This is a genomic window from Lactobacillus laiwuensis, assembly GCF_019972835.1.
In the GTDB taxonomy this organism is placed as follows: Bacteria; Bacillota; Bacilli; order Lactobacillales; family Lactobacillaceae; genus Lactobacillus; species Lactobacillus laiwuensis.
Window position 1 is genome coordinate 1 of sequence record NZ_BPPB01000004.1, and the last position, 22,150, is coordinate 22,150.

The 22,150-nt window shown below is 37.0% G+C and carries 20 protein-coding genes; 3 read left to right on the plus strand and 17 right to left on the minus strand.

Features of this window, described 5'->3' with window-relative positions:
- Window positions 1–278 (plus strand): hypothetical protein (locus LDM92_RS02650; protein WP_223901938.1); only part of this gene is annotated, 278 nt, incomplete at its 5' end.
- Window positions 279–330: 52 nt separating this feature from the next.
- Here the strand turns inward: LDM92_RS02650 and LDM92_RS02655 are convergent.
- The 16 genes from LDM92_RS02655 to LDM92_RS02730 all read right to left on the minus strand — a co-directional run bounded on the left by LDM92_RS02655 (window position 331) and on the right by LDM92_RS02730 (window position 18,078).
- A complete protein-coding gene (locus tag LDM92_RS02655) occupies window positions 331–849 on the minus strand; it encodes a TetR/AcrR family transcriptional regulator (protein ID WP_223901939.1) in 519 nt (172 codons plus the stop codon).
- A gap of 212 nt (window positions 850–1,061) precedes the next feature.
- Entirely contained in the window at window positions 1,062–2,423 is a 1,362-nt protein-coding gene (locus tag LDM92_RS02660; RefSeq protein ID WP_223901940.1) for a DEAD/DEAH box helicase, read from the minus strand.
- Complete coding sequence (locus tag LDM92_RS02665) at window positions 2,416–3,372, minus strand: DHH family phosphoesterase (RefSeq protein ID WP_223901941.1); 957 nt, start codon at window positions 3,370–3,372, stop codon at window positions 2,416–2,418. The genes LDM92_RS02660 and LDM92_RS02665 overlap by 8 nt, the downstream gene beginning before the upstream one ends.
- A 49-nt stretch (window positions 3,373–3,421) precedes the next feature.
- Entirely contained in the window at window positions 3,422–4,558 is a 1,137-nt protein-coding gene (gene dinB / locus LDM92_RS02670) for a DNA polymerase IV (protein ID WP_223901942.1), read from the minus strand.
- Window positions 4,551–5,999, minus strand: coding sequence for a glucose-6-phosphate dehydrogenase (gene zwf, locus LDM92_RS02675; protein ID WP_223901943.1), 1,449 nt, complete (start codon window positions 5,997–5,999; stop codon window positions 4,551–4,553). Before zwf ends, dinB begins: the two co-directional genes overlap by 8 nt.
- Window positions 6,000–6,143: 144 nt before the next feature.
- Entirely contained in the window at window positions 6,144–6,608 is a 465-nt protein-coding gene (yajC, locus tag LDM92_RS02680) for a preprotein translocase subunit YajC (protein WP_223901944.1), read from the minus strand.
- 71 nt (window positions 6,609–6,679) lie between these two features.
- Complete coding sequence (ruvB, locus tag LDM92_RS02685; RefSeq protein ID WP_223901945.1) at window positions 6,680–7,693, minus strand: Holliday junction branch migration DNA helicase RuvB; 1,014 nt, start codon at window positions 7,691–7,693, stop codon at window positions 6,680–6,682.
- Window positions 7,694–7,737: 44 nt separating this feature from the next.
- Window positions 7,738–8,322 carry a Holliday junction branch migration protein RuvA gene (ruvA, locus tag LDM92_RS02690; RefSeq protein WP_223901946.1) on the minus strand — a complete coding sequence of 195 codons (585 nt, stop codon included), beginning with the start codon at window positions 8,320–8,322 and terminating at the stop codon, window positions 7,738–7,740.
- Between the two features lie 6 nt (window positions 8,323–8,328).
- Window positions 8,329–10,209 (minus strand): DNA mismatch repair endonuclease MutL, encoded by a 1,881-nt coding sequence (gene mutL / locus LDM92_RS02695; RefSeq protein WP_223901947.1) that lies wholly within the window; start codon window positions 10,207–10,209, stop codon window positions 8,329–8,331.
- Window positions 10,210–10,211: 2 nt separating this feature from the next.
- On the minus strand, window positions 10,212–12,794 hold the full coding sequence (gene mutS, locus LDM92_RS02700; RefSeq protein ID WP_223902192.1) for a DNA mismatch repair protein MutS: 2,583 nt from the start codon (window positions 12,792–12,794) through the stop codon (window positions 10,212–10,214).
- Window positions 12,795–12,953: 159 nt separating this feature from the next.
- Window positions 12,954–13,601 (minus strand): pyroglutamyl-peptidase I, encoded by a 648-nt coding sequence (gene pcp, locus LDM92_RS02705; protein WP_223901948.1) that lies wholly within the window; start codon window positions 13,599–13,601, stop codon window positions 12,954–12,956.
- 20 nt (window positions 13,602–13,621) lie between these two features.
- Window positions 13,622–14,545: a DUF979 domain-containing protein gene (locus LDM92_RS02710; protein ID WP_223901949.1), complete on the minus strand. Its 924-nt coding sequence runs from the start codon at window positions 14,543–14,545 to the stop codon at window positions 13,622–13,624.
- Between the two features lie 8 nt (window positions 14,546–14,553).
- Window positions 14,554–15,222, minus strand: coding sequence for a DUF969 domain-containing protein (locus LDM92_RS02715; RefSeq protein WP_045928375.1), 669 nt, complete (start codon window positions 15,220–15,222; stop codon window positions 14,554–14,556).
- 126 nt (window positions 15,223–15,348) lie between these two features.
- Window positions 15,349–16,977 (minus strand): chaperonin GroEL, encoded by a 1,629-nt coding sequence (groL, locus tag LDM92_RS02720; protein ID WP_223901950.1) that lies wholly within the window; start codon window positions 16,975–16,977, stop codon window positions 15,349–15,351.
- Window positions 16,978–16,996: 19 nt separating this feature from the next.
- On the minus strand, window positions 16,997–17,281 hold the full coding sequence (gene groES, locus LDM92_RS02725) for a co-chaperone GroES (protein ID WP_034980276.1): 285 nt from the start codon (window positions 17,279–17,281) through the stop codon (window positions 16,997–16,999).
- A gap of 161 nt (window positions 17,282–17,442) precedes the next feature.
- The gene (locus LDM92_RS02730; protein WP_045928377.1) at window positions 17,443–18,078 is read right to left on the minus strand and encodes a redox-sensing transcriptional repressor Rex; all 636 of its coding nucleotides are present in this window, start codon (window positions 18,076–18,078) and stop codon (window positions 17,443–17,445) included.
- Window positions 18,079–18,355: 277 nt separating this feature from the next.
- Here LDM92_RS02730 and LDM92_RS02735 point away from each other — a divergent pair, with 277 nt between their 5' ends.
- Together LDM92_RS02735 and LDM92_RS02740 are read left to right on the plus strand one after the other, a co-directional pair.
- Window positions 18,356–20,278 (plus strand): ABC-F family ATP-binding cassette domain-containing protein, encoded by a 1,923-nt coding sequence (locus LDM92_RS02735; protein ID WP_223901951.1) that lies wholly within the window; start codon window positions 18,356–18,358, stop codon window positions 20,276–20,278.
- A 301-nt stretch (window positions 20,279–20,579) separates the two neighbouring features.
- Window positions 20,580–20,984: a GNAT family N-acetyltransferase gene (locus LDM92_RS02740; protein ID WP_223901952.1), complete on the plus strand. Its 405-nt coding sequence runs from the start codon at window positions 20,580–20,582 to the stop codon at window positions 20,982–20,984.
- A 107-nt stretch (window positions 20,985–21,091) separates the two neighbouring features.
- On the opposite strand, the gene tsaD is transcribed toward LDM92_RS02740, so the two are convergent.
- A complete protein-coding gene (gene tsaD, locus LDM92_RS02745; RefSeq protein WP_223901953.1) occupies window positions 21,092–22,141 on the minus strand; it encodes a tRNA (adenosine(37)-N6)-threonylcarbamoyltransferase complex transferase subunit TsaD in 1,050 nt (349 codons plus the stop codon).
- Between the last annotated feature and the right edge of the window lie 9 nt (window positions 22,142–22,150).

Genomic DNA, 22,150 nt, shown 5'->3' on the forward strand with positions numbered 1-22,150 from the left:
CTCTTTTGTTTTGGGTTCTGTTAAACCCGCACATTTTTGCGAAAACATTGTTCAGTTTTCAAGGTACTACCTGCTGCCTCTTTAAAACAGCTTTTTTATTTTCCCAGATCCGTGCCCTTTTGTCAAGCACTTTTTTCTGGGACCTTTTTGCCGTCTTGCCCGACAGCGTTTATTATCTTACTAAAGCAGCTCGCTTTTGTCAACTGCTTTTGCTCGATTTTTTTGCCGGCCACCGGGGCCTCTTGCCTTGCGGCTCATTGCCCGACGACAGTTATTAATACTAGCAATTATTTTTCTTTTTTGCAAGTATTTTTTACAAAAAAAATTAATTCAGTCAGCTTTTTTTATTGATTGCTCAATATGAACCAATAATAAATGGATACTCTGGTATACATCCCTGATATCATGTCGGCATTCATCTACCACCCAGTTAAAAACAATAGCATAAATTCCGTTTGCTACTAATTCCACTTTGCGAACTGAAAATGGACCTCTAGGTCGCATGTAATTTTCTATTGCTATAGCATATTCTTTTCGCAAAACACGATAAAATTCTGGTGGATCTTGTGCAATCCTATTGAGATTAATATAGAATATTTTATTCTCTTTTATTTTCAGCAACATGCGGTAAAACATCCGGTCCATCGTTTCGCCATCTACACTTCGCAATGTCCGCCTAGTTTGCAGAGTTAAAACTGAAGTAAATAAATCACAAATATTGCGGTATTTTGTATAAAAAACCCCACGATTTATATTTAACTTCTTACAAAACTTAGTTACAGTGTACTTATAAACTCTATATTTTGACAGCTCCAACAGGAGAACTTGCTCAGTCTTTGTTAAGCTCATATTGATCGCTCCTACTTATAGTATCATAAGTATATCAATAATAGGCATGACGAGCAATACTATCTTGGAAAAAAATGATGTTATTTTTAAAAGCTAAAAAAGCACTTAAAAAGGCAACATACTTTAATTTATCCTCTAAATAAAAAACCAACAACTACTAAAATCGTAGGCTGGTTTTCAGATAATAAGTTAAATTTGATTTTTATTTAAAATTAAGTTTGATTATCGCGCCTATCTTTTCTTTGTCGCTTTGCCTTACGAATTTTACTACGCTGCTCAATTTTATTTTTTTGAGCTCTGTCTTGCTGAATAGCTCTTTTAATCTTTTTCTTATAGCCTGGTTTACGTTTTTTCTGCGCTTTTTTTACCATTCCTCTCACCTTATTATCAAGTCCTTGAGAAGTTGATTTTCTTAATTTGCGGTTATGATAATGTGTCCGTGATATGAGAGAATTATCTTTAATTTCGACAAAATCAAAATGAATCCCCATTTTTTCCAGCTTAAGAATTTGATTCATTTCTTCTTCACGAATTAAGGTAACGGCATGACCACTCATCCCATTTCGTCCGGTTCTACCAATACGGTGAATCACAAATTCTAATTCACGGGGGATTTCATAATTAATAACCAGGCTGACACCTTCAATATCTATGCCACGTGCGGCTAAATCAGTTGCCACTACATACTGGTATTGTCCGGCTTCTACTTCACGCATAGTTCTTTTACGTTCGCGTTCAGTTATTCCACCATGAATCTTAGCCACTTTTAAGCCCTGATTAATGAGAAATTCTGCCAGTTCATCAACAGTTTGCTTTGTGTTAGCAAAAATAAGTGCCAAATACGGTTGACCCATTGTTAATAATTGATAGAGTACTTTTTTACGACTTTTTGAGCCAATATCAAGCAAATCGTTTTTGACCGTTGGCGAGATAACGGTGGGATTATCTATGATAATAGTTTCAGGCTTTGCCATGTATTTACGTAAAAAGTTAGCCAACTTAACCGGAATTGTAGCCGAAAAAGCAGTTAAAACACAATTTTGGGGCAATCTTTGAGCAATAAAATCAATTTCACTCAAAAAGCCCATGTCCAAAGTCATATCGGCTTCGTCAATAACAAAGTTTTTGACATAATCTAATGGCAAAATCTTTTTTTCAACGAAATCATGTAGTCTGCCGGGAGTGGCAACTACAATCTGAGGTTTATGGCTAGAAATCTTATCGACTTGTCGCTCACGGTCGGTACCGCCAGCTAGATGTGCAATGGTAATGTCTAAACCGGAAGCGTCCCTTAACTGGCGGGCTACTTGATACAATTGCTGGGCAAGTTCACGACTAGGCGTAGTCAAGATTGCCTGAGTAAATTGAAGATTCTCGTCAATTTCATTCATAACAGGAATCAAAAAGGCGTGAGTTTTACCTGAACCGGTAACTGCTTGCACTACAGCATTTTTGTGTGCCATTAAAACAGGGATCACTTTTTCCTGCACTTCAGTAGGTTTAACAAAGTTAATCTTTTTTAATCCCTGTCTAATTGCTGGATTTATCTGTTCATTTTCAAAAATATTATTCATGTTCCTCTTGATATTCCTTGGTTACCTGAACTAGTTCTGCGAAAATTTGTTTCACTTCCGCCATGTCTTTTGCGTTAGCTCCACTTGCTAAAGCGTGACCGCCTCCATCATGTTTTGCTGCTAATTCGTTAATTACTGGTCCCTTTGAACGATAATGGACTCTGAATGTACCGTCTGGTTTTTCAACAAAAACATTCCAGGCAATGATATCCTTAATTCGACCGGGAGTAGAAACAGTACATGAAGCTTGTTCTGAATCTACACCCAATTTATGCAGTGTATCCTGAGTCAGAATAGCATAGGCTGCACCACTAGCATCGACTTTCATATACTCCAAAACTTCGGCCTGTAATTTTGCCTGTTCGAAGGTAACATCACTGATATTACGCGCAATTTCATTAATATTAATTCCGGTCGCTGCCAATTTAGCCGCAATTTTAAAAGTACGATCTGTTGTTTCAGGATACATAAATCTACCGGTATCACCCACTATTCCAGCATAAAGGGGATAAGCAACTTCTGCAGTAAGTGGCATTTTTTCAGTAATAATAAAGTCTGCTATAATTTGTGAAGCAGCAGGAGCCTGATCATCAACAAAACTCATATCAGCATATGGTTCAACATCGGGATGATGATCAATTTTAATTAAAAAATCGCCTTTGCTATATAATTTATTTGAAATACGGGCAGTATTTCCTGTGTCTGTGGTGATTACAAGAGCTCCTTCATAATCTTTTTCAGTCACTTGATCCATATGATTGATCCATGCTAGATCGCCTTCATCATTTTGACCCGCGCATAAAATACGCTTATTGGGAAACTGCAGCTTTAAAGAACGTGCAAGTCCTGCCTGAGAACCTAAAGCGTCTGGGTCTGGACTAGTGTGTCTATGTAAAATAATGGTGTCATATTGTGTGATTTTTTGATATATTTCGGTAAAAGTATTCATATCTAAACTCCTTTATTACTTATATAAATTCCAGCCTAATAACAATTTTTTATTGAGTAAACAAATCTAAATCCATATTTTCATAGTCTGCTTCTGTAAAATCTGTAGCAGTCACACCCAAAAGTCTTATTCCATCATTTAAAAATGAACTGGAAATAGGATCAAAAAGTTCTTTAGCAACATTGTATAACTCTAATGGATTATTAGTAGCATGATCAAGTTTACGCCTTTTAGTAACAGTCTTGAAATCACTGTTGCGAATTTTTAAAACAACAGTATTGGCATAAAAATTTCGTTCAATTAGCTTATCAGCCAGATCATTAACATAATTACGCAAATTTGTCAGTGCAGTTTGCTCATTGTAAACACTAGGTTCATAGGATCGTTCAATACCAATAGATTTGCGATTACGCTCATCATCAGGAATTACTCGTGATAAATCAATACCGTTGGCGTGTTCAGCCATTAAGTATCCCATACGGTTGAAGTGTTTTATTAAATCACGAACATGCATTTTTTGCAACCCATGACCTGTAAAAATGCCCATTTCTGCTAATTTTGCTTGAGTTTTTGGACCGATACCATGAAACTGAGCAATTTTTTGTTTTGCTAAAAATTTTTTGGCTTCATCTGGCAAAATAACAGTGCGCCCGAATGGCTTCGAATACTCAGAACCCATTTTTGCTAAAAATTTGTTATATGTGACGCCAAAAGAACAGTTAAGACCAACTTCTTTTTTTATTTTCTTCTGAAGATTAATTGCAATCTGCAACGCAGAGGTTATCCCTAATTTGTTTTCAGTTACATCCAAATACGCTTCATCAAGCGCGATAGATTGGACGTTATCAGTAATTTCATGCATCAACTGATGTATTTCTGCAGAAACACTATGATATTTGGTAAAATTTGGGCTCAAAAATACCAATTTATTTTTCGGTATCAGTCTTAATGCCTTAATCGATGGCATAGCAGAGTGCACACCGTATTGACGAGCAATATAATTAGCTGTTGCAACCACACCATGACCGTGATAATTTCTCGGATCCTGACCAATTACCAGTGCCTTATTTTTTAATTCGGGATGATCACGTGTTTCTACAGACGCATAAAAAGCATCCATATCAAGGTGAATAATTTTTCTATGTGTATCATTTTTAGGCAAAAGGCCATCGTCAAAATTACTCATAAATCCAACGTTCTGTCGGTGACTCAAAAATTTTAGCAGCTGATTTAGGACCCATTCTGTAGGGCAAATATTGTTCAGGTTCTTGACCCTGTTCGTTTTCTTTTTGCCAAGCTTCTTCAACATGGTCAATAAATTTCCAATAGTTTTTTAGTTCACTCCAGTGAGTAAAATTAGTCGAATCATTTACAAAAACATCATGCAGCAAACGTTCATAACCATCTGGCACCTGTTTTTGCTCTTCACTTGTAAGTCCGTAGCTTAAATTCTCACGTCTGATTCCAGTTTCATTGATTTTTTTACCGTTAATAGTAATAAAAATCTGCATCTGCGGATCTATAATGATTGAAATATTATTTGAATGAGCCATGCCATACTGATTCGACATATGCTTTAAAACAATGTCAATCCTATTTTTCTTTTCTCTCATTTCTTTACCAGTTCTAAAATAAATTGGTAAATCTGCCAGTGGCCCCTTTTTAAACTTTACTTCACCTGCTACATAGGTTTCCGTATGAGAATCCTCAGCAACATTGGGTTCTTGACGATAGCCAAATGTAACATCACTGCCGAGATATTGTCCCCTTACAAAGTGTCGTGCAATTTCATCTTCTGTGGGAATTATCATACTATCAAGCAGTTCTTGCTTTGCTTTGTGGATACTTTGCGAAGTTAGATCTTTAGGTTCCGGCATTGCGAGCAACGTAATTATCTGAAAAATATGGTTCTGTACCATATCGCGCAAAGCTCCTGCTGTTTCGTAATAGCCACCTCGAGCCTCAACTCCAAGTTGCTCAGCCAAAGTGACCTGAACGTTTTTAATATTATGATTATTCCAAATATTTTTAATCAAAGGATTGGTCAGCCTCATTGGCAAAATATTCTGAATCATTTCCTTACCCAAATAATGATCAATCCGAAAGATATCATCTTCAGCAAAAGATTCAGTTATTTGCTTGTTCAACTCTTCTGCCGTGGCAAGATCACGACCAAAAGGCTTTTCAACAACAATGCGGTTAAAACCCGAACTAGTTAAATGTTGATCATTAATGTGTTCAGCAATAGTCCCAAAGAATTTAGGAGCCATCGCCATGTAGAAAATACGATTTCCCTGTGCACTATATCGATCGTCAAGATCTTGCGCCAAATTTTTCAAGGTTTCATAGTGTTCCACATTTGTCACATCATGAGACTGATAGTAAAAATGACTGGCAAACGCAGCTAAATCATTTTCATCCACTTCATTATGTGTTTCGTGCACAGCGTCACTCACTTGGTCGCGCAAATATTCATGTGACCATGGACGACGAGCCGTGCCGATCACAGCAAAATTATCGTGAATTAAACCTTGTTCAAATAAATTAAACAGTGCAGGATATAACTTCCTATGAGCTAAATCTCCACTCCCACCAAAGATAATCATAATTACCGGAATGTTATTCATGAAAAAATCCTTTCTGCTATCTTTTTACACTAACTTTATTTTATACTATTTTGCCGTTAAACTCGCGCTTTGAGCAATATTTGCCAATATTTGTTTACTAATTTTGGTAATAAAAAAGTGCCTTAAAGGCACTTTTTAACCACTTTATTTTGACTTGTCCGGTGTTTCAGCAGCTGAACTAGCTGGCTTTTCTTCAGCTGGTTTTTCAGCAGGCTGATCCGGCTTTTGATCTGTCGTCGGTTCACTTTGCTTTGCTTCTTCAGTTTTGTCAGCACTTTCAGAGGTAGCAGCCGGTTCAGCATTGGTCGCATTGCCTGGCAGAATTTGCTGTACCGCCATTCTACTAAAGGTTAAATAAATGCCATCTGCATCAAGCACCACAGTTTTGTCTTTAGTATTAACAGAATCAATTTTACCGTGAAGACCGTCGATCATGATGACGCTGTCACCTTTCTTCAATTGATTCATCATTTCCATTTTCTTTTGCTGTTGCTTTTTTTGGGGTTTGATCATAGTAAAATACATCAAAGCAATCAAAACAACAAAGATAATGATTGTCCACAAACTTCCGCTTCCATTATTAGCATTAGCTAAAAATAAATTATTCAATGTTACACTCCTCAAATTAAAATTACTCATTGTCTAAATATTAATTATACAAAAAATAACGAACAATTGCATTATTTGTTTGGCAAGGGCAAGCCTAAATGAACGTAAGCTTTCTCAGTGACCATTCTTCCTCTTGGAGTCATTAATAAAAAGCCATTTTGCATTAAATATGGTTCGTACAGTGACTGGATAGTTTCAACGTCTTCACCCGAATTTGCCGCTAAAGTCCTGATTCCTACCGGACCACCATGATAATTTTCAATAATCACACGCAAAATTTTGCGATCAGTCTGATTAAGCCCTTCATCGTCAACTTGCAATTGTTGCAGTGAGCTTTTGGTAGTCGCAAAAGAAATAACTTCTTCTCCTTTGACCTGAGCAAAATCACGCACTCTGCGTAATAACCTGTTAGCCACACGGGGCGTGCCCCTAGATCTGCGTGCTAATTCGTGTGCTGCTTGAGGTTCAATATCAATATTAAAAACTTTGCTTGAACGACAGATAATTTTTTCTAACTCATCAACCGTATAATACTGCAAGTGTTCCACTATACCAAATCGTCCGCGCAATGGTGCGGACAATTGCCCAGCCAAAGTAGTTGCGCCGACTAAAGTGAAAGGTGGCAAGGGGACATGAACCGCGTGAGTAGTCTGCCCTTCACCAATTACGATATCGACATAATAATCTTCCATAGCAGAGTAAAGAACTTCTTCAATTGGTTTGGCCAAGCGATGAATTTCATCAATAAATAAAATATCACCAGGATTAAGATCAGTTAGCAAGGCAACTAAATCACCAGCCTTTTCAATTGCAGGTCCACTAGTGCTTTTCAAATGAACACCTAGTTCATTCGCTATTACAAATGCTAAAGTTGTTTTTCCCAATCCAGGCGGACCATATAATAGAACGTGATCCAGTGCTTCGTCTCTTTTTTTAGCAGCTTTTATATAAACTGCCATTTCTTTTTTTACCCGTTTTTGTCCCAAATATTCATCTAGTGTTTGGGGACGCAGTGAAAATTCGGCCTGTTCTTCTTCTGAGCCTTGAGCTTCACCAGAAACTATCTCATTTTTATTTTCTGCCAACTGTCTCACTTCCTTTTAAATCGTTATTTTCATTATAACAAGATTTACTTCTTTAAGAGAAGAGACAATCCCTTTTTGATGTACTGATCTGCTGTTGTCTTTTCCTCTTCTATTAAAGCCGGTGTAATCCTGTCTACTTCTTTTTTAGTATAACCTAGTGCAAGTAAAGCTAACAAAGCATCATTTAATTCTGGGGTTACTTCTGCTAAAGCTTCTTTATTTGCTTTATTGACATAGTCTCCTAATTTACCTTTTAAATCAAGGACAATTTGTGAAGCTGTTTTTTTACCTACACCTGGAAAACGAGTTAAGTATTTCACCTCACCCTGTTCAATTGCTTCGGCTAGAGAATTACTGTCTTCAGCAGCCATAATTGCTAAAGCAGACTTTGGTCCGATACCACTGACACTTAAAAGCTTTAAAAACAATCCTTTATCATCTTCAGTCTGGAAACCATATAAAGTGACTCCTGTATCTCGCACAATTTGTTCGATAAAAACTCGCACTTTTTGTCCTTCTTGGTATGCATATGGTGAGGGACTAAAGACCTTGTAGCCAACTCCATTTACGTCAACTACTATAAAATCTGGCTTGATTAGAGTAATATTACCATTTAAATATTCATACATTTGTTGTTAATCTTTCTTAAACATTTTGCGTAAATCTTTTTTCCTTAGGCGCACAATTACCAAATTACCCTTTGCATCATGATACGGATCAGAAATTTGCCTCAAATTTGTCAAAATTTCGCCACAATCTGCAGATGTCAATTTTTTGCGCCCTGCAACTTCCCTTTGAGCTTGGTCTGCTGCTATTCTTTTAATTAAATTTTGAGAATCACTGTCATCTATGTTTAAAAACGTGTCTAAAATTGTACGCACAGAATGTTCGACGTCTTTGCCTAACCAAGTGGGATAAGACCTCAAGATAAAGGTATCTTGCCCAAAGTCTTCTAAAAAAATGCCAATTTTTTGAATGTCTGCCAACTTATCTTTTATTTGTAGAAAATCTAAATTGCCAAATTCCAAAATTAAAGGACTCAGTAAACCTTGCTGGCTAATTTTAGAACTAGACAACTCGAGCATAATCTTTTTAAAAGAAAGCAGTCTTCTAGCGGCAACCTGATCAATTAAATATAGGTCATCATTACTTGCAGCAATAATATATACTTTAGTCTGACCTACAAAACTTAGCTCGGGTAAACTACTTGCCAGTAATTCATCCCCTGTAGAAATTATCCCACTATTAGATTGCTTACTGGTAAAAGGGGTCAACTGACATTGCTTTTTTACATTATCTGTCCAAGTTGCAGTAATCAAATATCGATCATCATCTCGCGGAATATCTAAATTCACGTACTGTGCATGCTGTATATGCTGGATTTTTTCAGGTACCGTTTCATTAATTTGGTCAGCTTGAGTTTCAGGTCTGTTAGTTTCAACCACGTTTTTATTTAAATTAAATTTTAACTGATCAACTAAAGTATCCTCCGTAGCATTATTTAAATTGCTGATAGCATCAGATTTTCTTTCATTTTTCAAAAGCACAGTGCTGATTGCATTTGTTATTAAACGACTTAATTCAGTTTCTTTGGATAAACGTACCTCTCTTTTTGTGGGGTGCACGTTGACATCTACCAAAAGCGGATCAGTTTTTATCTTAACAACAGCTATCGGATAATGTTTAGCAGCAAGGTTATTACCATAACCAGCCATCACTGCACTAGCTAATTTGAAATTTCTAATGTAACGACCATTAAGTAAAATGGAAATAAAATTACGCGTAGATCTGGTAAGTTCAGGGTTAGAAATTAAGCCACTTACTTCAAAGTCATTGTCACTGCCTTTAAAAGACAACATTTTTTCAGCAATATTTCTGCCATAAACACTAGAAACCGTTTGCCGTAAGTTATTGTTGCCAGCAGTCCTTAATAATATGCGACCTTCGTTCATCAATGTAAATGCAATTTCAGGATAACCTAACGCAATCCGATTAATAATATCCACGATTTTCATAATTTCAGTTCTCGGACTACGTAAATATTTCAATCGCGCCGGCGTGTTATAAAATAAGTCTTTAACAGTAATCTGTGTACCTTTTCTGGCAGCGGCATCCTCCTGTGCTTTTTTAACTCCACCCGCAAACTCGGCGCGCGTACCTATTTCATTAGCAGAATTAGTTAAAATTTCGACATGACTGACTGCAGCAATTGAGGCTAAGGCTTCGCCCCTAAAACCTAATGTATTGACATTAAATAAGTCATGCTCATTTGCAATCTTACTGGTCGCATACCTAGTAAAAGCAAGATCAATCTGATCGCTATCAATTCCGGAGCCGTTATCTTGAACTACAATTTGCTTTAATCCGGCATCAGTGAATTCAATTCTAATTCTGCTGCTACCTGCATCAATTGCATTTTCAACCAGTTCTTTTACCACGCTAGCAGGTCGTTCAATTACTTCTCCGGCTGCTATCTGATTAGAGAGGTTGACAGAAAGCTCATGTATTTTTGCCATGACTAGTTCTCATCCTTTAAATCTTCCTGCCAGTTTTCGACTAGCTGCATTACTTGCAAAGGCGTCTGATCAGCTAAATAAAGATTAGAAATTTCATCTAAGATATCTTTTTCTTTATCAGTTAATTCATCCTTGGAATCTAATGGTGTTTCAACAGGCTCAGCTTCTTCTGTTTCACTAACTGAACTAAACAAATCCAGCTGCGTGGAAGCTGGGCCCAAATTACTTCCTTGAGCTTCAAGCCTATTAAGCAACTTGGTAGCTTTGCGTAAAACTTTTCGCGGTAACCCGGCAAGTTGAGCAACATGGATGCCATAACTTTGATCAGCTGGTCCAGGTAAAATTTTGTGAAGAAAAATCAACTTGCCGTTTTCTTCGGTTGCTCCCACGTGAATATTCTTTAAATGAGGCAAAGTCTGTTCCAAGGCTGTTAGCTCGTGGAAGTGCGTCGCAAATAAAACTTTGGCTCCAACTTCATCGTGCAGATACTGGACAATAGCACCAGCTAGAGCCATACCATCATAAGTGGCTGTTCCCCGCCCGATTTCATCAAATAAAACCAAGCTGCGTTTAGTGGCATGTTGTAAAGCATCATTTGCTTCAGTCATTTCAACCATAAAGGTACTTTGACCAGAAATCAGATCGTCTGCTGCCCCAATCCGGGTAAAAATTTGGTCAAAAATCGGCAAGTCAGCACTATCTGCTGGCACAAACGAACCAATTTGAGCCATCACGGCAATAAGCGCCATTTGTCGCATATAAGTACTTTTCCCTGACATATTAGGACCTGTTATCAGAAAAATGTCCGTATTTTCTGTTAATTTTACATCGTTAGGAATAAAAGAGCCTGCTTTCATGACCTGTTCAACTACAGGGTGACGGCCCATGATAACTTTAACATCCTGATTATCAGTATGGAATTGTGGTCGGCAGTAATTGTTGTCCTCGGCTACTTGAGCAAAAGAGCAGAAAACATCGAGCTCTGCCACTTGTCCAGCCAACTTTTGCAAGGCAGGAATATATTTCTTAACTTCTTCTCTTAATTTCACAAACAAATCATATTCCAAATCCGTCGATTTGGTCTGTGCTTCTAAAATCAGATTTTCATGTTCTTTAAGTTCAGGTGTAATATATCGTTCAGCATTGGTCAAAGTTTGCTTACGGGTATAACGATCTGAAGGTACTTTGCCCTTATTCGAATTTGTAACCTGAATATAATAGCCAAAGACCTTGTTGTAACCTACTTTTAAATTTTCAATTCCTGTTTTGGCCCGTTCATCCTGCTCCATTTCAGTCAACCATTTTTTACCATTATTCATGGCATCCCGGTAGCGATCCAATTGACTATCAACACCATCTTTGATTAATCCGCCTTCAGTCGTCAGAACTGGAGGCTGATCAACAATGGTATCTGTAATTAATTTAGCAATGCCTTTTAACGGATCAATTTGTTTGGCAAAATTTTGCAGATTTTTATTATCCGCCCTTTGCATTGCTGTCAAAATCGTTGGCACGGCATTGAGAGAGTGAGCCAACTGCAATAACTCGCGGGCATTGACATTGCCAAAAGCAATTCGTCCAGTTAAACGTTCCAGATCATAAACCCCTTTTAGAGCATCGTTAATATTTTCTCGCGTAAAATATTCATCAATTAAGGCCTGCACCATTTCTTGCCGTTTATTTAGCTGCTCAACTGACAAGAGTGGCCGAGCCAGCCATTGTTTTAACAACCGTCCACCCATTGCAGTGTGCGTTTTATCCAGAACCCAAAAAAGGGAACCCATTTTTTTGCCGGTTTTCGCAGATGCTGTTAACTCTAAATTATCCCGTACGGTATGAGACATTTGCAAATATTGATTGACTTCATAACTTTTTGCTACTTGTAAGTGGGCTAAACTGCGGCGCTGCGTCTGCAATAAATAACCTACAAGTTGTTTTACAGCAGCTTTTTCGGCAGAATTAGTTAAATTTTGTTCAGCAAAGGAAATCTCCGCATGTTTGCCAGTCAGTTCTACTGGCTCTGAAATAGTAATATTTGCTTTATGAAAAAAATCACTATCCTTGTCACTTAAGTGACCATTAAAAACGACTTCACGGGTACGCAATGACAATAGTTCATTTGAAACAGCCGCAAAACTCTTTAAATGTGTGGCATAAATTTCACCGGTAGATAAGTCACTGTATGCCAGTCCAAAGCAACTTTTAGTAGTCACAACTGATGTCAGATAATTCGATTCCTTGGCTTCACTGGGCTTGTCATTCATCAAAGTTCCCGGAGTCACAAGTTGAATTATGCCCCGTTTAACCATTCCTTTAGCTTTTTTAGGATCTTCAAGTTGTTCACACAAGGCTACTTTGTAGCCTTTTTCAACTAAAGTATCTACATAAGATTGAACAGCTACATGCGGGACTCCCGCCATGGGAACAGGATTTTCAGTTTTATTTGACCTGTGAGTCAGCGTTAATTCCAAAATTTGCGCACCTTTGACTGCATCATCTTCAAATAATTCGTAAAAATCGCCCACCCGATAAAAAAGGAAAGCATCCGGATATTGCTTTTTAATTTCGTGATATTGCTCCATCATCGGAGTCAGGTTTGTTTGCGCCATTATTCCCCTTCTTTTCTGCATTACTGTTATTATTATACGCTAAACTTCTTGTTAAAAGAAAAAAGACCGCAAGTAAAACGATCTCTTTTCACAATATGCTTTTTAGTTGCAATAATTGCTTTCTGTTTAAAAAATTTAAGCAATGTGACCTTCAATACTCTGTAAATCTTTTTTGCCATCCATTTTCACAATTGCGGTAATTGCAGCAGTAATGCCTTTGACATCATCTGCTAGGCTAAGACATGGAGTTTCAGGTTTAGCAACAACTTGCTCAGGTAAATATGGAATATGCATAAATCCAGCTTTTAAATTATGAAATTCCTTATCAATCATATACTGCACTTGATACATAATATGATTGCAGACAAAAGTTCCTGCAGTTGTTGAAACAGAGCTTGGCAATCCGATTTCACGAATTGCTCGTGCCATGGCTTTAACAGGAAGTTGTGTAAAATATGCGTTTTGACCATCTTCATGAATAGGACTGGCAATTGGTTGATAGCCTTTATTATCAGCAATACGTCCATCATCAAAATTGATAGCTACGCGCTCTGGAGTCAAAGCATAACGACCACCAGCTTGTCCGATATTTAACACATAATCTGGTTTTTCCTTAAGAATAGCCTCATGAACCACGTCGGCACAATCACCGAAAACAGTTGGTATTTCCAGTTTTATAATTTGTGCACCAGCGATTTCATCATCCAGTAGTTTAACTGCCTCAATTGCAGGATTAATTTCATCTTCACCAAAGGGATCAAAACCTGTTACAAGAATTTTCATTATCTTCTCTCCTCACTATCTTAAAATGCTAAAAAGTACATTAGAACAATTTGAATGAGCAACATGCTGATTGCGATCGGAAATTGTTGCTTGATTACGCCTAGTTGGTCTTTCATTTCCATAAGAGCAACTGGTAATGTATTGAAATTGGCTGCCATTGGAGTAAGCAATGTGCCGCAATATCCAGATGTCATTCCCAGTGCTGCAACTACAATCGGTGAGCCACCTTGGGCCACAACGAAGGGTATACCAATCCCTGCTGTAATAACTGCAAACGCAGCAAATGCATTACCCATTATTGCTGTAAATAGTGCCATAGCAATACAATAAAGTGCAACTCCTAATAAGTGGTTTCCAATAGGAAAAAGCCCGGAAATAGCTTTAGCCGTCACTTGTCCCACACCTGAAGCTGTAAATACCACACCTAAAGTTGCAAGTAGTTGTGGTAAAATGCCGGCAGAACCAACAGAACGGACCATTCTTTGTGTATCTTCGTAGACTATTTTGGTATTTGATTTAGTCAAAATTTGTGCAACAACAAGTGAAACAATAGCTGCTACACCGATACCTACTTGACCACCTAAATTAGTAAATTGGGCTATGACCAAAGCTAAAACTGCCAGCAGGATACTTGGTAAGAAAATCCAGTTGCCAATGCGTTTAACCGTTTTTTGAGCAACTTTTTCATTTAAATCCTTTATGTGTCCTACACGCACTTGTTTAAACAAAGATAATAAAGCAATGATCAGGATAATGCCACCATTAATTGCATTTGGCAACCACTGTCCAGCACAGAAAAGTACTGCAAACAAAAGCCAAAATATTCCAGTACCCCAGCGGACTGGATTAGATTGATCACGCCAAGATTCAATAGCAGCAGCGAGGAAAAAAAGGCCAATTAAAATATAGAATGCGAGTAAAATGTTATTAATTATAGTTTCCATTATTTCTCCTATTTTTCTTTATTCTTCATTAGCTTTTGGTCAAATGCGTGATTGTAGAACAAGCATAAAATATAGCTGATAATTGCGACTGGGAAAGTATATAAAACTATTCCAGATGGATCTACAGGATGACCCAGCGATTTCATCGTACTTGCAATAAGTAAAACACTTGATGAGGCCACAAACAGATTTTGCGCAAAGAAATTACCAAAATTTTCTGTTGCAGCAGCTCTACCTTTGATTTGATCTACTTCTAAAGGTGTCAATTCGCTATTAACCTTACCGGCCGCTTGCGCCATTGGATTAATTAATGGTGCAATAAACTGGACGTGTCCTTGTAATGAAATACCAAAGGCACCGGCAATTTCACGAATGGCCTGATAAATATCGAATATACGACCAGGTGTCAGTTTCTTCATTTTTTTAATTAAATTAACAGCGGCTTGTTTTAAACCATGTCTTTCTAAAATTCCAATAGTTGGCAAAGTGAGAAAGAAAAGAGAAACCATTCTGTTATCCATAAATCCTTTACCTAGAATTGTCAAAAATGAGGTAAAATCTATTCCTGAAACTAATGCCGTAACTAAAGCAGAAATTACGACTACAGCTATTGTATCAAGTCCCAAGGCAAACCCTAACACTATAACTACAATACCCAACAAACTTAAATATTCCACTAATGTTCCTTTCAAGTAAATAATCTTAACCAAGATAAACTAAAAATGAATTGTAACAAAAAAATCCTACTAGCAAGCCCCACAGGATTGCTAGTAGGATTTATTAATTAACTAATAAAAACTAAATTACATCACACCTGGATTGCCAGCGCCTGCAGCATTAGGATCAGCAGCAGGTTTATCTTCTGGTATTTCAGCAACAACAGCTTCAGTAGTTAAGAGCAAAGCAGCAATTGAAGCAGCATTTTGTAAAGCAGTACGGGTTACCTTAGTTGGGTCAATAATTCCGGCTTCAACCATATTTTCCCACTTGCCATTAGCTGCATTGTAGCCTACTTCATTTTCTTGACCTTCAAGTTTGTTCAAGATAACTGAGCCGTCTTCACCAGCATTGTCAGCGATTTGACGAACTGGAGCAGTTAAAGCTTCTAAGACAATGTTGATACCAGTTTGTTCATCAGCATTATCACCTTTAAGATCCTTAACAGCATCCTTAACGTCTACTAATGCAGTACCACCACCAGCAACATAACCTTCGTCAACGGCTGCACGAGTGGAGTTCAAAGCGTCTTCAATGCGGTATCTGCGTTCTTTCAATTCAGTTTCAGTAGCAGCACCAACATGAATAACGGCAACACCACCAGTTAATTTAGCTAGACGCTCTTGTAATTTCTTCTTATCAAAGTCAGAAGTAGTCTCTGCAATTTGTTTTCTAATGGAATCTTCACGATCTTTAATAGCTTCGTCAGAACCAGAACCATCAACAATGGTAGTTGAGTCTTTGGTTACAGTAATGCGACGAGCTTGACCTAATTGATCAATCTTAGTGTCCTTTAACTCAAGACCTAAGTCCTCAGTAATAACTGTACCACCAGTTAAAGCTGCAATATCTTGCAGTTGTTCTTTACGACGGTCGCCAAAGCCAGGAGCTTTAACAGCAACAACGTTAAAGGTACCACGAATCTTGTTCAAAACTAAAGTTGGTAATGCTTCACCAGAAACATCATCAGCAATGATCAAGAGTGATTTGCCTTGTTGCACAATTTCTTGTAACAATGGCAAAATGTCTTGAATGTTAGAAATCTTCTTATCAGTGATTAAAATGTATGGATTGTCAAGATCTGCTTCCATCTTGTCATTATCAGTTACCATGTATTGTGAAAGGTAGCCACGGTCAAATTGCATACCTTCAACTACTGATAATTCAGTTTCGATACCACGTGAGTCTTCAATAGTGATAACACCATCATTACCAACTTTTTCCATAGCATCAGCGATCAAGTCACCAACTTCTTTTGAAGCTGAAGATACTGAAGCAACTTGAGCAATTTGGTCCTTTGAAGAAACAGTGTGACTAATTTTATGTAATTCGTTAACTACAGCTTTAGTAGCTTTTTCAATACCGCGGCGAACACCTACAGGGTTAGCACCAGCAGTCACGTTCTTCATGCCTTCACGAATGATTGCTTGAGTCAAAACAACAGCAGTGGTAGTACCGTCACCAGCTATGTCATTGGTCTTTTGTGCTGCTTCTGCAACTAACTTGGCACCCATATTCTCATAGTGGTCTTTTAACTCAACTGCTTTGGCAATAGTTACACCATCGTTTGTGATGTCAGGGTTGCCGTACGATTGCTCTAAAACAACATTTCTACCCTTAGGACCGATTGTAGCCTTAACAGTATCAGCTAATTTGTCAACGCCCTTTAACAGGGAACGTCTTGCTTTTTCTGAAAATTTAATTTCTTTTGCCATATTTTTCTGCGCTCCTTAATTACTTAACAATTGCTAAAATATCTTTTTCATGAAGGACTAAATACTTTTCGTCATCGTATTTGACATCAGTGCCTGAATATTTGTCATATAAAACAACGTCACCCTTTTTAACAGTCATAGGAATTTTACTGCCATTTTCAGCATAACTGCCTTCACCAACAGCTACAACTTCACCTTCTGTTGGCTTTTGTTTAGCATTAGAAGCCAGGACGATTCCGCCTACAGTTTTCTCTTCTTCTTCTTTAACTTTAACGATCACGCGATCACCAATTGGTTGTAACACGTTTGTCCCTCCTAAAATTAAATTATTAATCTATTTTACGTGTCATTAGCACTCCTATTCATCAAGTGCTAACTTACATTTATGATAATAACCCCTTTTCATAAAAAATGCAAGAAAAAATTAGCACTTTGAGTAAAAAAGTGCTAATTGTATTTTTATACCTACTTTTTCTTATCTGAGTCAAGGAAGTAAATTAGAGTTTGTAATTCCGTTGCCAAATCAACGTTCTGGATTCTAATACCACTTGGAGCAGACAAACGAATTGGCGTGAAATTCATAATTCCTCGAATACCGGCTTCAACCATATCATCAGCAGTCTTTTGTGCTGTCGTGGAAGGAACAGTCAAAATTGCAATAGAAATCTGTTGGTCACTAAGCTGTTTTTTTAGTTCACTCATGTCATAAACAGGCACGCCACTGAGAATCTTGCCTGTAATTTTATCATCTATATCAAAAGCACATGAAATACGAATATTGTTTGTACGTTTGAAATTATAGTTTAATAACGCATGGCCTAAATTACCAACGCCAACCAGGGCAACATTTGTTAAGGTATCTTGATTTAAAATCTTTTTAAAAAAGGAAAGCAAACTTTTTACATCATAACCATAGCCCCGTTTGCCCAATGCACCAAAGTATGAAAAATCACGTCTGATTGAAGCACTATCTACTTGAACAGCCTCAGATAATTCAGTTGAGGATACCTTTTCTTTACCAGCCTCATTTAAAATTATCAGGTAGCGGTAATATAGCGGCAATCTTTTAGCCGTAGCTGTGGGTATTTTGATTTTTTCCATTTAAAAAGCCTCCAACTTGATTAAGAATATATTTTGTTTTGTGAATTTTTCAGCAATTACTACTATTTTATCTATAAATTTGCGCTATTTGCAAATATTTTTTTCACAATCTATCAAATTTTAGCATAATAGTAACAGGTTGATAATAGAAATTTGTATTTTTACCCTTTCAAATGCAAAAATGCTTCTTTTTTACATTTATTTCTTATATTTGTCAATCAAACTCTCCCACAAGAATTTTGCTACGTATGCTAAAATGGTTTCTAGGTGAAAAATTATGATAATTGCTCAAGGGCACGATTTAGAAAAACAATTCGGTGCCAACACATTATTTAAAAATGTCAATTTTTCAATTGACTCAAATGCAAGAATAGGTCTCATTGGACCAAATGGTGTCGGTAAAACGACCTTGCTTAAGATTATGACCGGCGAAGAAGAAGCCACACATGGCGACTTTACCATCAATAAAAATATAGATGTCGGCTATATTGCCCAAGAAAATGATTTAAATGAAAATAAAACTATTTGGGATGAAATGCTGTCCGTTTTTACTCCCCTAATTAATATGGGTAAAAAGATAAGGGATTTACAAGAAGAAATGTCTGCAAATCCGCAAAAAAAGGACCTGCTAAAACAATATGATCAGTTGCAATATAGCTTCGAACAACAGGGAGGATACACCTACCAGGCTGATATCAAGAGTGTTTTGAATGGCTTTAACTTTCCAGAAGCAACTTGGACTAAAAAGGTCGGCAGCCTTTCTGGGGGAGAAAAAACGCGGCTTTCTTTTGTTAAGTTGTTATTGCGCAAACCCCCATTATTATTGCTTGATGAACCTACCAACTATCTGGATTTAGACACACTAGACTGGCTTGAAAATTACCTTAAAAACTATTCTGGTGCCATTTTGGTAGTTTCTCACGACCAATATTTTTTGGATAATTTAGCAACACAGATTTTTGAATTGCAATTTGGCAAATTAACTGTGTTTAAAGGAAATTATTCTGCCTACGTCGCTGAACGTCAATTACGTGACCGTCAACAAGAAGAAGCATACGAAAAGCAGCAAGAAAAAATCAAAAAAGACGAAGAATTTATTCAAAAAAATATTGTCAGAGCCAAAACTACTAAGAGAGCACAAAGCCGGCGCAAGCAATTGGAGAAAATGGAAAGAATTAATCCGCCAAAACACAAAAGCAAAGTACGCATTAATTTTCAAAGCGAGCGGCCATCTGGTAAAGAAGTGCTAATTTTACGTGATTTAACTATTGGCTATCCCACAAAAACAATGGTTCACGGTATTTCTCTGCAAATTAATAAAGGTGACCGTGTAGCCGTTATTGGTCAAAATGGTATTGGTAAATCAACTTTACTAAAAACCGTTATGAAGGAGTTAAAACCGAAAAAAGGTTCAATCAAATATGGAGCTTCGTTAGACATCGGCTACTATGATCAAGAACTGCAAGGGCTTGATCCAGGTAAAACTGTAATCGATACAGTTTGGGACCGTCATAAAACAATGCCTGAAAAAGATGTGAGGTCGATTTTAGCCAGTTTTTTGTTTACGGCAAAAGATATTGATAAAACTGTAGGTCAACTTTCCGGTGGTCAAAAAGCGAGATTAACCCTAACAGTTTTGTCGCTTGAGCATAATAATTTTTTATTGATGGATGAACCCACAAACCACTTGGATCTCGAAGCCAAGGAGGTTTTAGAACAGGCACTACAGAACTATGATGGTACTTTACTTTTCGTTTCTCACGACCGCTACTTCATCAATCAGTTAGCAAATAAGATTGTAGAAATTAAAAACGGTGTTGCTCAAGTATATGAAGGTGATTATAGTTATTATCTAGATGAAAAGAATAAGCAAGACTCAGCCTCAAAAAATGAATCATCCGAGAATAGAGAAATAGTAGAACCTGAACAAAATAAAAATAAATTGTCCTATCAGGAGCAAAAGTTGCGCGATTCACAAAAGCGTAAATTGCAAAGAGAAGTTGAAAATACCGAAAATAAAATTGAAAAACTGGAAAAAGAGCAAAAAGATATTCAATCTCAAATGGCTGATCCAGCAATTGCCACTAATTTTGACAAGTTAGGTCCCTTGCAAGAACAGCTTAGCGCTGTACAAAAACAACTGGACGATGCAAATGATGCTTGGGAAAATGCATTGAATAAACTGGATAGCTTTGATTAAAATAATATATTAAGTAAGCACAATAAAAATAGGAATAAATTAGCTTTCTTATCTAATGTTTCTATACTTTTTAACTTGCAGAAAATACCTCGCTAACTATTAATAAAATTTTCTTTTTATTTATAAATACGTAATAATTATCAGACGCAAAAAAAGATCGTTATACTGTTGCTTTTAAAATTGTAGTTGTTTAAACTTAAAGATAGTAATTTTACTGGCTTTATAAAAAATAAATTGAGAGGTACACATGGAAAAATTACGCACTGCTCTTTAATTATTAATTAATTAAGGAGGAATAAAAATGAAATATATAGCTGACAAAAATATCGCTATGGAACAACTTATCAATTTATACACAAGCGTCGGTTGGAGTTCTTACACGCAAAACCCTCGGCAACTGCAAAAAGCAGTTGCAAATTCGCTTTTTGCTATTGGCGCTTATGATCAAAACCAGTTAGTTGGATTAATCAGAGTAGTTGGTGATGGTCTGACCATCATTTATATCCAAGATTTACTTGTTAAACCTGCTTATCAAAGACAAGGAATTGGTACGAAATTAATCAATAGCGTGCTAAAGAAATATGATTCTATTAGACAAAAAGTTTTGTTGACAGAAAATACCGTTAAAACGCGCATGTTTTATGAGAGTTGTAATTTTAATCCCTGTGACAAATACAACTTGATTGCTTTCTACAAAGATTTTTAAGAGATAATAAAGAGTCTGGGAAAAAACTATTTTCAGAACAGCAAAAAGACGTTGAACTCAACGCCTTTTTTCGTATGGATTTTGTCTTAATCCTGATATTATTTATTTTATTGTAGCATTTCTGATGCGTAAGGTAATTCTAAAGATGGATCAGCATCCAAAGTAAGATCAGCGAATTTTCCTTCTTGGTACAAGTTATAGGCCGCAGCACCAATCATTGCAGCATTATCTCCACACAACTTTAACTCTGGCAAAATTACTTTCGGTTGTAAATTCCGAGGCAGGTTTGCTATTTCATGGTTCATTCTTTCACGTAAACCATGGTTAGCGGCAACCCCTCCACCCATAATAAAAGTTTTTGGAGCATACTGTTTAATTGCTCTAATAGTTTTAGTAGCCAAGACATCTATCACTGCAGCTTGGAAACTGGCAGCCAAATCATATTTATTCAGGTCTTGATGAATTTGTTCAGCGTGATGATAGGTATTAATAAAAGCGCTCTTTAAACCAGAAAAAGAAAAATCATAATCATCTTCTTTAATCATTGCCCGCGGAAATTCAAAGGTATCCTTTCCTTTCTGAGCCCATTCATCAATAGTTTTACCAGCTGGATAATTGACCCCCAAAACTCGGCCAATTTTATCATAAGCTTCTCCAGCCGCGTCATCCCTTGTATCGCCAACTATTTCAAAGTGGGTTGAATCTTTTAACAATACAATCTCTGTATGACCTCCAGAAACTTGCAAAGCAAGAGCCGGATAAGAGATTTCTTCCTTTAACTGAGCTGCCATAATGTGACCCATGATGTGATCAACGCCAATTAAAGGAATACCCGTAGCCATTGAAGCAGCTTTTGCCGCGCTAACACCAATTAAAAGGGCACCTACCAAACCAGGTCCATAGGTTACCGCAATTGCATCAATATCTTTCCAAGCTACGTGTGCTTCTTTCAGTGCTTCATTGGTTATTTGTGTAATAACTTCAATATGATGACGACTAGCAACCTCAGGAACAACACCCCCAAAACGTTGATGGCTTTTAATTTGAGTAGCTACTATCAAACTTTCCACTTCTCTGCCATTTTTTACAACAGATGTCGAAGTCTCATCACACGAACTTTCAAAAGCCAAAATACGGATGTCTTTTTTGTTTACCAATTTATTTTC

What these genes read in the sequence shown, in the direction of transcription:
- pcp (WP_223901948.1), bottom strand. Translation starts at nt 13,601, where the DNA reads ATGAAAATTCTTGTAACAGGTTTTGATCCCTTTGGTGAAGATGAAATT.
- LDM92_RS02660 (WP_223901940.1), bottom strand. Translation starts at nt 2,423, where the DNA reads ATGAATAATATTTTTGAAAATGAACAGATAAATCCAGCAATTAGACAG.
- mutS (WP_223902192.1), bottom strand. Translation starts at nt 12,794, where the DNA reads ATGATGGAGCAATATCACGAAATTAAAAAGCAATATCCGGATGCTTTC.
- LDM92_RS02665 (WP_223901941.1), bottom strand. Translation starts at nt 3,372, where the DNA reads ATGAATACTTTTACCGAAATATATCAAAAAATCACACAATATGACACC.
- dinB (WP_223901942.1), bottom strand. Translation starts at nt 4,558, where the DNA reads ATGAGTAATTTTGACGATGGCCTTTTGCCTAAAAATGATACACATAGA.
- LDM92_RS02735 (WP_223901951.1), top strand. Translation starts at nt 18,356, where the DNA reads ATGATAATTGCTCAAGGGCACGATTTAGAAAAACAATTCGGTGCCAAC.
- LDM92_RS02655 (WP_223901939.1), bottom strand. Translation starts at nt 849, where the DNA reads ATGAGCTTAACAAAGACTGAGCAAGTTCTCCTGTTGGAGCTGTCAAAA.
- zwf (WP_223901943.1), bottom strand. Translation starts at nt 5,999, where the DNA reads ATGAATAACATTCCGGTAATTATGATTATCTTTGGTGGGAGTGGAGAT.
- LDM92_RS02710 (WP_223901949.1), bottom strand. Translation starts at nt 14,545, where the DNA reads ATGGAAACTATAATTAATAACATTTTACTCGCATTCTATATTTTAATT.
- LDM92_RS02740 (WP_223901952.1), top strand. Translation starts at nt 20,580, where the DNA reads ATGAAATATATAGCTGACAAAAATATCGCTATGGAACAACTTATCAAT.
- groL (WP_223901950.1), bottom strand. Translation starts at nt 16,977, where the DNA reads ATGGCAAAAGAAATTAAATTTTCAGAAAAAGCAAGACGTTCCCTGTTA.
- mutL (WP_223901947.1), bottom strand. Translation starts at nt 10,209, where the DNA reads ATGGCAAAAATACATGAGCTTTCTGTCAACCTCTCTAATCAGATAGCA.
- LDM92_RS02730 (WP_045928377.1), bottom strand. Translation starts at nt 18,078, where the DNA reads ATGGAAAAAATCAAAATACCCACAGCTACGGCTAAAAGATTGCCGCTA.
- ruvA (WP_223901946.1), bottom strand. Translation starts at nt 8,322, where the DNA reads ATGTATGAATATTTAAATGGTAATATTACTCTAATCAAGCCAGATTTT.